This is a genomic window from Duganella sp. CT11-25 (genome assembly GCF_047302815.1).
In the GTDB taxonomy this organism is placed as follows: Bacteria; Pseudomonadota; Gammaproteobacteria; order Burkholderiales; family Burkholderiaceae_D; genus Rugamonas.
In genome coordinates this window covers 862784-873658 of record NZ_JBKBFD010000001.1, presented here as the reverse complement: position 1 = coordinate 873658, position 10875 = coordinate 862784, and the positions used below count along the sequence as shown (strand labels likewise).

Annotated in this window: 2 protein-coding genes; both read left to right on the top strand. The window is 55.9% G+C overall.

The features are described from left to right. The first annotated feature begins 177 nt into the window (after nucleotides 1-177). Nucleotides 178-10518 carry an RHS repeat-associated core domain-containing protein gene (locus tag ACEN9F_RS03445; protein ID WP_413417849.1) on the top strand — a complete coding sequence of 3447 codons (10341 nt, stop codon included), beginning with the start codon at nucleotides 178-180 and terminating at the stop codon, nucleotides 10516-10518. Then, nucleotides 10515-10874 carry a hypothetical protein gene (locus ACEN9F_RS03440; RefSeq protein ID WP_413417847.1) on the top strand — a complete coding sequence of 120 codons (360 nt, stop codon included), beginning with the start codon at nucleotides 10515-10517 and terminating at the stop codon, nucleotides 10872-10874. Before ACEN9F_RS03445 ends, ACEN9F_RS03440 begins: the two co-directional genes overlap by 4 nt. Nucleotide 10875: the final 1 nt, after the last annotated feature.

Genomic DNA, 10875 nt, shown 5'->3' with positions numbered 1-10875 from the left:
AATGTCTTAATAAAAATAGAACTAGCATGCTACCGTGCAACGCAAATTTAAAATTTTTGGACATATTGACGTTTTCCTATAGCTCGCTACCTACGCAGACAGACTATGAATATTTGCGCTTGCCGAAAAACCGTGCCTAGTATCTACACCATGCTCTCAAAGTATGGGCGAATCGTAGTGACGTTCTTGATCTTCATAGCGACAAGTTTTTCGTTCTGTAGCGCGCAGGCCGCCATTACCTTTACCAACCTAACTGTGACACCCACGAGCGCTACGGTAGCGGCGGGTGGCACGGTCACGGTAACGGTGACAGGCTCGGCATCATATGTCGGAAGCGGTGATACAGTCTTTCAGGTTATCGTCGGCTCGGACAGTTCTGCGACCAACATCAGCGCCCCCAAGAACTGCCAGCCGCAATTTCAATCAGGTGGCGAAATTCCCATCAATAAGGCGTGCGGCTTTTCCCTAAGCTTAAACCTGCCTGTCGGCGCACACCCGGTGAATGTTGCTGCCTTCACTTGGAATGGCGGGAGCGCATCGTCTCCATCGACGACGGTTACAGTGACAGGGCCGACGATTGTCGATAGCGCACAGATAAATTCGCTTAGTAGTCCACCCAGCACGGTAACGGCAGGGCAGAGCTATACCATTTACGCGGACGTTCTCAATAACGGTACAACGACTTGGGTTGCCGGCGGGAGCCAGCCGTACCGTCTAGGCGCCCAAAATCCTCAGGACAATTCAAATTGGGGCATTAGTCGGGTTGACCTTCCATCCGATATTTTACCCGGCGGTGTAGCGCACTTGGTTTTCAATGTCATCGCGCCAGCGACGCCGGGAACGTACAATTTCCAATGGAGGATGTTGCACGAGTATGTCACCTGGTTTGGTCCGACATCGACCAACCAGACCATTACGGTAGTGACGGGACCTCCCGTTGTTGGCATCACATCACCAGCCAACAACGACCGGATTATCACCACTACGTCGTCGGCTCCTGTTACGCTGGTCGGCACGGCGACTGCGGCCACTGGCGCGACCATTAGCTCAAGCAGTTGGAGCGTTGACAGCGGTACTGCTGTTTCCGGCTCTAGCTACACCCCAACACTTGGCCTGGGCTATCACACTGCGAAGTTTACCGCGACAGACAATCGCGGCAATAGCGGGTCCGCGCAAGTAGGATTCACCGTTGCGGCGCCCAATCCTACCGTGACCCTATCGACGCCAATCAACGGCAGTACGGTCACGCTGCCATATGGAAGCGGAGTATCTCTGAATGTGGTCGGAACGGCCACCGCTAATGGCACGGCAAAGCTCTCGCAGGTGACGATTGTCGATACGCTCAATGGCACCGCCACTAATTTTCCGGTAACGGTACCAAGCGGGGCAACGTCGGTTAACATCAATACGAATGTCATGATCCTCTCCAAGTCTGCAGCTGATGTGCACAAGTTGCAGATCAACGCGAGCGACAATTCAGGCGGGTCTGGAAACTCTGGACAAATCACATACACGGTGGCCAAGGCACCGCCGAGTGTATCGATAACGGCGCCAGGCGATGGGGAGACGCAACTTATCACATCGGGGACTACTGCCTCAGTCACTGTGACCGGAACAGCAACAGCTATCTATTCCGGGGCAACGATTACTAAACTGGAAGTGTTGGACAATGGAGCTGCAATTGGTACGCCATCCACCACCGGTTCGATCTCAGCCCCAGTGGCATTAAAAGCTGGTGTTCATAAGCTGCAACTGCGCGCGACCGATAGCAATAGTGCGACTGCGCTCAGTGCTATCTCGAATGTTACTGTAAAAGGGCAGGCACCGACTGGCTCGCTAACCACCCCGATCAATGGGCAAGTGTTTCCGACATCTGGCTTGACCGCAACGGTGACATTCACTGGGACGGGCACTCCTTATGGCGGTGCGACGATTGGTAAGCTCGAAGTGTTTGAGGTTGTTGGAGTGCAAAATGTCTCTCTGGTGTCGTCGTCCACGGCGAGCTTGAGTGCTTCGAAGGCGATGTCGGCCGGCCCGCATACGGTATTCTTGCGCGTTTCCGACAGCACCAGTCAGAGCACGGATCTAGCGCCGATTACCTTCACCGTCGGTGGCGGAGATAGTGCGCAGTTTATTAGCCAGTCGATTCCTGGTCCTATGCCACTTCGGGCGGGGCAGCCTTACGCCGCTACTGTCACGATCAAGAATACCAGCACGGTAGATTGGCCGGCCGGCGGTTTGTACCGCTTGGGCGCACTCAATCCGCAAGACAATCGCATCTGGAACAACCAAGGGCGAGTATATCTGCCGGCGATAGCGCATGGTGCGCAGGCTACTATCTCGATTCCCTTCACTGCGCCGTTCAAACCGGGCACCTATAATTTCCAGTGGGGCCTCGTTAAAGAGGGAGTTGCTTGGCTGGATATGCGGACAGATAACGTTCCTATCACCGTCGCAGTAGGTCCAGGGCCGACATCTACCCTGACTATGACACCCACCAATGTGCGCGTATCAGGTACGGCGTCGGCGACCCTTAGTTTCACTGGTACTGGCACAGAAACCGGCAAAGTGATTTCGAAAATAGAGCTGTTCAAGGATAGTGGTACTGGCTACCCGGCAACGGCGACCGCGACAAAAGCTAGCGGAACCACGGCGACCATGACGCTGACGTCCTCCACATCAGTCCCCGCTGGCAATTACTGGTTCAAGCTACGTGCCACCGACAGCACTGGTGTGGCCACAGACAGCGCGCCGGTCTTCGTCAACGTGACCAACAGCGCCTTGCTTGGCTTGGTAACTGGTGTAAGGCTTGGTGCGGATGATAAACCCGCGTTGGTGGGCTGGGTGTGTCAAGGTGGAGGCTCGACCGAAGCACTCAGCTATAAAGTACTTCTCGACGCACCGACTACGGCACTGGGCGGTACCTTACTTACCTCTGGCACGGCAAATCTGACAGCGGCGCCAGATAGTACCTCCGTCCAGTCACAATGCGGCTCGGGGGGGCATCAGTTCAACGTTGATCTCAGCCCGTACACGGGCGTTTATGACGGCCGCTCGGTATATGTTTATGCGTCGAACGCGGCAGGAACGAATATCGCTCTGCCATGCGTGGACAACAGCTGCACGATGCCGGGCTCGATGCGCATTGCGCTGAGCACACCGGCCAACAACGATCGCTATCAGGCGCCTGCAACTGTCTTCATGCGAGCACAGATCAGCGGGGTCAAGGGGCCTTACGATGAGGTAGCCGTCAGCTTCGACAACGGCGCATGGACGGCTGCAACGGCGGATGGACAGGTTCCCAATAGCTACTACTTGAGCAAGGCAAGCGTCGCGACGCGGGCCGCGCAGTATGTGGTACAGGCGCGCGTGCGCAAGGGCAATGTGACCGTTTATTCACCCCAAAACCTGATCACGGTTGGTACTACGGCTGCGGTCCAGTTGGGGATGACTAGTCCGTTGGATGGTGCGACATTTGCGTCGGGTGCACCCATTACGCTCAGTGTGACACCCACCGGTACTGTGGCCAATGTCAAGAGCCTGCAGTTCTATGACGCCGGCGTATCGATTGCTACGGCGGTGCTGAATGGCTCAACCTGGACCGCCAATTGGACTACCGCCAAGATGGGCGCGCATGGAATTGTCGCCAAGGCGTTTGATGGCGGCGGCGCATTGTTGGCACAATCCTCGCAGGCCAATATCGTGGTCGGTGTGTCGCAAGGCGGCACGTCCGGCAATGCGATTCCCGTCATCGTCACGCCGCCGGCGATCGGCACGCAGGATGCTGGCACGCTGCCGGGTGCTCTGTCTGTGGGCGCAGGTGGCGACGCAACTTATAACTTGGCGATAGCTGTGCCGCCAGGTACGGCGGGCATGCAACCGACCTTGGCGTTAAATTACAGCAGCTCGGGAACCAATGGTATCGCGGGCTTGGGCTGGAGCCTCAGCGGCCTGTCGAGCATTAGTCGCTGTGGCAAGACCATCGCACAAGATAAGTTGAACGGTCCGATCAGCTTCACGAACGCAGACCGCCTTTGCATGGATGGCCAGCGCCTGGTGCGCGTGAACAGCGCGGTTGTTAGTCCCAATGCCGACCCTGCAACCAAGGATTTTTTTTACTGGACGTCTGGCGGAGAGTACCGCACTGAAATCGATACGCTGAGTCGTGTGACAATGATCAGCGGTCCGACTATCGCTGGTGTCTCGGCGATTGCGTTTAAGGTGGAAACCAAGGACGGCAAGATCCGCTACTACGGCTGCGATGTGAACAGCGAGGGGTGTGCCAGTACCAATGCGTCGAACAGTTATGTCGCGGTGAACTCGACCGCACTGTATCCCCAGAATAGTGGAGCACCAAACAAGGTTGGCCAAGCCATTTCTTGGGCGCTGTCGAGCATCGTAGACCGCTCTGGCAACCACATCGACTTCGACTATAGCCTCGACGTCAACACGGGCGAGCACCTGCCGGTACAGATCCGTTATGGCGGCAACTATGCCAAGCCGCAGAACCACTATGCAGCCGTGCGCTTTAGTCCTGAAGTCCGGCAGGATGCGTGGACCCGCTACATCGCCGATGCGCGCAACGATCAACGCAATCGCCTGAAGAGCATCAGTACTTACATTAACACTGCTGGCTCCGTTAACGACCAGAGTGGGAAGCAGATTCGAAACTACACGCTCACCTACGAACGTAGCTTGTCGAGCGGCCGCAGTCTGCTGAATAGCGTGCAGGTCTGCGCAACTGATAGCGGCGGCATCCAATCTTGCCTGTTGCCGACGACGTTCGCTTGGGGGCGGCCGTCGGGTGCTGCGCAGGCATTTGTCAGCCAGACCCCTAACTTGGGCTGGGGTAGTGCGGCTGGTTGCACCAGTGGCGCAGGCAACACGGCTCCTTGCCTGCTTACGCATGGTTTCGTCCAGTTCTTTTCGACCAACACCGCCCGCTACCATCCAGAATATTTTGACTTCAGCGACTTCGAAAACAGTGGTCGGGTTCACGTTCTGGAAAAACGGGTAGCCGACCCATCGTCGGGCAAGCCGCGGTCGAGTGAAACGGTTGATGAGATTCTTGCGGAGGACCTGTCCAATCCTCAAAAGATGCCTGGAACGCTGCAGAAGAATTATCGTTACTTCCATAACACGGGTGAACCTTCTGGTGGCTTCCAGCAGTACACCTATTCCTTGGATACTCTTGAATATTTTGCCGTGCTAGGAGTGTCGGACTTTGATGGAGATGGCTATCCCGACCTACTGGTACTCACTAGCGACAGTGAATCGGCGGGTGGCGACGGCTCCGGCACTCCCAAGGTTTGCTTGTCGCCGTTGGCATCAGGTGTAACTGCGAACATAGTGTTTCATTGCAGCAGCACGTTGCTGGCGCTAGGCGACAACTCGGCACTCAATTCACCAACGCTAATTGATGTGGTCGGCGATGGCCGTGCAAGCATCTACGGACGTACGGTGTGGGACGCCACCATGCGCAGCAGCGCGCCGCTGGTGGTCCAGGACCAAAGCTACACGCGCACCGATCTGCCACCGGTACTGGCGACGAGGAACGCACCTTCCTACATGCTGGAGATGTTCCCATCTACGCGTAGCTTTGTCGGGGACCAGCAGATGGTGGATTTTAGTGGCACAGGCAAGTTGGAGATAGCGCAGTGGAGTGTGATCAACAGGACCGCTAGCTGCGTAGGACCAACCTGTAGTCCTTGCCCTCCGCAAGACACGGCAAATTGTCTCACCTGGAACGACACTGTCCCTGTAGTGAAAACCAACTCGTTCACCGCGCCTGGCGCGCCTGCCGCGCCGATGTTCGGATATACCCATCCGATCACCGCGCCATCCGATGGCAGCATGTTCCCGCTGTATTCATTTAGTCGAGGCATCAATATGTCCTCGTCGTCAGGCGACTTCAATGGCAGCGGCTACAGTAGCTTGTTTTACGGCCTGGACATCAACGGCAAGGAAAGCTCGGGCAATGTCGTCGCGGCGCAATCCCAAGGTGTCCAATGTCTGTCAACCGGCAAGCATCTGGACTGCACGGTGCGCAAGGCGCTGAGCAGCGATGTCAACAATGGCACTACGAGCTACCTTCATACGCTCGCTGTCGCGGACTTCGACGGTGACGGTCAGCCCGACTTGTTGATGATCGCGGTCGACAATAAGGAAATTCCAATTGGCGATACCCTTCAGCTGTGCCACCTGATGGGAGACCAAACACCGGGCGCGACGGACACCAATGTCAGTTGCAGTCCGTGGGCCGTGGACGGCATCGACATGGCACGCCTGCGTACCACACTGTACTATTCGTCAGGTGCCCCGATTCTGGGTGATCAAGTGTATCTTCTTGACCTGATGGGAACAGGGCGTCCCCAACTGGTGTACTATCACGCCGGATCTTTCAGCGGTAGCACATGGGTAGAAGATGGTCGCTGGGAAGTATATGCGCCTAACGATCTGGCGAGAAGTGGCGAAGCGCTGGACCGTATCTACAGTGTTGCCAATGGACTAGGTGCTACAGCAAAAGTCACCTATGTAGATGGCCTCCGTAATAATATTGTCGGTAAATCCGGCACGTCGACGCTGGCCTATCCACAGCGCTTGACTCCCCGTACCGGCAAGATCGTTAGCTCCCTATCCGTCAACAACGGCAGCACCAGTACGCTCGTCACAAACTACCATTACTGGGATGCCGCGATGGACGCTCAGGGCCGTGGCTCGCTGGGCTTCGGCAAGGTAGAGGAGTTTAACCAGAATAGCAATATCACAACCACAACGAGCTATCGACAGGGTTGGCCGTTGTCAGGCATGGTGGATTCGATAGTCATCGCGCACGGCGGTACAACCTTGTCGAGCACAATTAACTCGCTGCAGGACGTGCTGCTGCCCCAAGCGAATGGCGCCATTACCCACTGTCCGTACGTGAACCAAAGCGACACCGCGCGGACCGACCTTGACGGCAGCGCCATGGGTACCAGCAGAACGACTATTGTGCTCGATGATTGGTGCAATGTGACGCAGAAGACGGTTTCGTCCTGGGCCGATCCAAACCAGAAGTTCATTACCGATACCGTTACTCCTTTCAACAATGATAGCTCCACTTGGCTGATAGGCTTGCCACAACAGGTCACGATCACCAAGACGGATCCAGTCAGCGGCAGCGTGACGCGCCGTGTCGGCTATGGCTATTACGCGACCACCGGGCTGCTCGAAAAGGAAACGGTGGAGCCAACCGACGCGCAAGTGCCGGATGCGCTGCAGTATCAGATCGCGACCACTTATGGGCGTGACCCTGTCTATGGCTTGGTCAATACGGTGACGCAGTCCTGGCTCGACCCAACTGGCAAGACCGTTGACTGGGCCACGACTGCTTGCAGTAAGCCACAGCAGCGTACAGTGTCGAATACAACCTATGATCCGTTGGGACAGTTCCCGCAGACGGTGACGAATGCCCTGTGCCAGCAGCACAGCTTTGCCTACGATCAGGGTACTGGCGTGCAGCTAAGCGTGATTGACCCGAACGGCCTGACGGTGTCGCGCATGGCGGACGGTTTCGGCCGCTTGACGAAAGAAACTGATCCGCAGGGAAATGAAACGCGCCGCGCTGTGAAAGCGTGTGGTGGTGCTTGTCCGCTGGGTGCTTCGGCGGTGGAACTGGTGGAAGTCTACAACGGCACTAACCAGATCCGCGTGCCGCAGTTGACCTATAGCGACTACGCCGGCCACGTCCTGCGCACCCAGGCTTGGGGCTTGGATCCCAACAAGGCCATCGTGATCGATCGCCGTTACGATGACGTGGGGCGACTGCAGGAAACAGACCAGCCTCGCTTTGACACGGCGACGTCCGCCCTTGCACAGCGTTTGGATTACGACGATCTGGGTCGGGTGACTAATGTCAAAGTGCACGATGAACTCGGGCGCGACCGGGACACGAAAAACGAATACCACGGTCTGAAGGTGACATCGATTAATCCGCTGTTCTACACGCGCACGGAAAACCGAAACGTGATTGGTCAGCTACTGGAAGTGATCGATGCGAAAAGCGGAAGCACTAAGTTCTCTTATGAACCGTTTGGCAACCTGGCTAACACCTGGGATCCTCGCAACAATAAGACTACCGTGGTGTACGACCGCTGGGGCCGCAAAATTGAGCTGCGTGACCCGGATTTGGGTTTCACGCAGTACAAAGTTGATCCGCTGGGCATGACCTGGGCACAGATCAGCAACAAGCAGCAGGGCACGGGTAAGCAGACCAGTATAGTGTACGATCCGCTCAACCGGATGACGGCGCGCTATGAGGTCGACCTGGAAAGTCACTGGGTGTATGACAAAAAGACGACCACCAGCTATGGCATAGGCCAGCTGTCGGAGGCCTATACGGTTGTTGGTGCCAGCAAGGAATATGACCGTAATCATACATACGACAAGTGGGGCCGCCTGATTCTGACGACGCAGCAGTTAAGCGATGGGCCGTATTCGGCGCTGACCGACTACGACGCCTGGGGGCGTGTGATGACGCAAACATACCAGCGTGGCGCGGATACGGCGAAGGTATTTGGCTGGCGCTATGGCCAGACAGGTCTGCTGGAGCGCGTCGAACGTGGGAACCTGTTGCTGTGGCAACTGACGGCCGAGGATGCGTCGCGCCGCGCCACGGCCATGGTGCTTGGCAATGATCTGAATGAGACTAAGAGCTATGACCCGAACACTGGCCGCCTGATGAGCGGTGGACTGCTACCCGTTGCTGGCGGTGTAGCGCCGGTGACGGAAGGCTATGCATACGATGCACTGGGCAATGTCATTCAGCGTGTCCTGCACTGGAACAGCGGTGGCTTCACCGAATACTTTACATATGATGAGCTGAACCGGCTGAGCACGAGCAAGATAGGCAGCAATACGTTGACATTTACTTACGACGCGGCCGGCAGTATCCAGACCAAGACCGACGTCAATACCAATGCGACCTATATTTACCCGGGCCAGGGTGAGACCTCGACACAGCCGCATGCATTGATAGGTTTCGGAACGGCAGGCGGCTTCGCCTACGATGTCAATGGCAACCAGATCACGGCGCCGGGCCGCAGCGCGACCTGGACCAGCTTTGATATGCCGTTGCAGCTGTCCAAAGGCGGTACTCTGAATCAGAGCTTATTAGTCTGCCAGACTGTGACCGGCTCGTATAGCTGCTTCAGCTATGGTCCCGAGCACCAGCGTTTAAAGCAAACGCGCAATGACGGCACGGTAATTGTCTATGCCGGTGCGCAGGAAGTGGAGACCAAGTCGGGCCAGGTGACGGTGAAGACCTATTGGCCAAACGGACTTGGTGTTGAGATAGATCGTTCAGGCGCTCAGTCGACGGAGATGAGCTGGACCTATGAGGACAACCTGGGAAGCCCGATTGCGCTAACTAACGAGCAAGGTGGCATTCGTGAAAAGTTGGCGTATGACGCCTGGGGGAAGCGCCGCAATGCAGACGATAGCAGCAGTACGGGCGGCGCTATTGACAACAAAGGTTTCACTGGCCACGAGATGCTGGACCAGTTGGATTTGGTGCACATGAATGGGCGAGTATACGATCCGTTAATCGGCAGGTTCCTGAGCGGTGACCCGCTGGTGCAGGATCCGACCAACGGTCAGAACTATAACCGCTACAGCTACGTGTATAACAACCCGACGAATCTGACCGATCCGACAGGATTTGCGGCTGGGGAGTTGACATGTGAGCAGCGCCCGCATTGCATGTCGATCTCTTTTGATCAGACCTCGACGCAGGCGCCATACAGGAAATCGGCTGTAGCATCAAGTGTCAATGTTTCGCTCAACTCAAGTGGCTTTATGCATTTCGACGCAAAAGGTCAAGGGCGGGGTGACGGATGTGACTCGTGTCCTGTTGAATATGTTCACCCGCCTGGTCGCGAGGATGCCCCCGGGATTCGCTATCGTGGCAGCGTTAGGCAGTGGGTTTCGGAGCTGACGCTTGCTCCGGCTCGTCAGACCGTGCCGCAAACTATCCGCAAAGGTGTTGCTGATTATAACAACCTCAGGACATACCTCACGAACTACCAATTCCATCATCCTGCAAGTGGTCAGACGCAGTCGCTGGTGCCAGATATTTTGCTGTTCTTGGTCTTGGGGCCTGGTGGTACAACGGGGCGCATTGCACTAGAAGATGCTGCGGTAAAGGGCTTGCTGCCGAGTGCAGGAGGAGTTGTTCGACAATTTGAGCAGGTCGGCGATAAGGTCTATTACCGCGTTTTTTCAGGTGATGCTAATGTCGGTGGATGGCTAACTGCTGTTCCCCCAAGAAGCAGCGCTTGGGCGCAGGAAGCCCTCGCGCTTCCTCCAAGCAATACCGCGACCATGATTCAAGAGGTACTTGTTCCTAATGGTACACTCTTGGAACGATCACGCGCTATACCGATGCCTCAATGGGGGCGGATGCGCGGCGGTGCCGAGCAGTTCAAGCTGCTTGATGAAATTCCCCTTCGAAACTTTGGCCCAGGGAGTCCTTTGCCATGAGCATTTCTTTTCAAGGTAAGACGCTGGTGATCGATGGTCATTCAATTCAACTGGCATGGCCGGTACTTGATGCTATTGAAGACACAGACAAAGTCTTCGTCTTGTTCGATCCTGATTCGTATCTCTTAGACCCCAGTTATAAAGTGATGCGTAGGCAGGGGGCACCGGCCATTAAAAATCTTATTGCTCTTACGAAGGCCGGTGTGAAATTGTGGGAAGCTGAACTGCCGGAGGCTTCTGACTACTATTATCGGCTTACTTCAACTATACCGTTAGTTGCAAACTCGTTTTCGTCATACAGATGTGATATTGATCCTAACAATGGAACGATCAAGAAAAGGGAATTCTTAAAGTAGA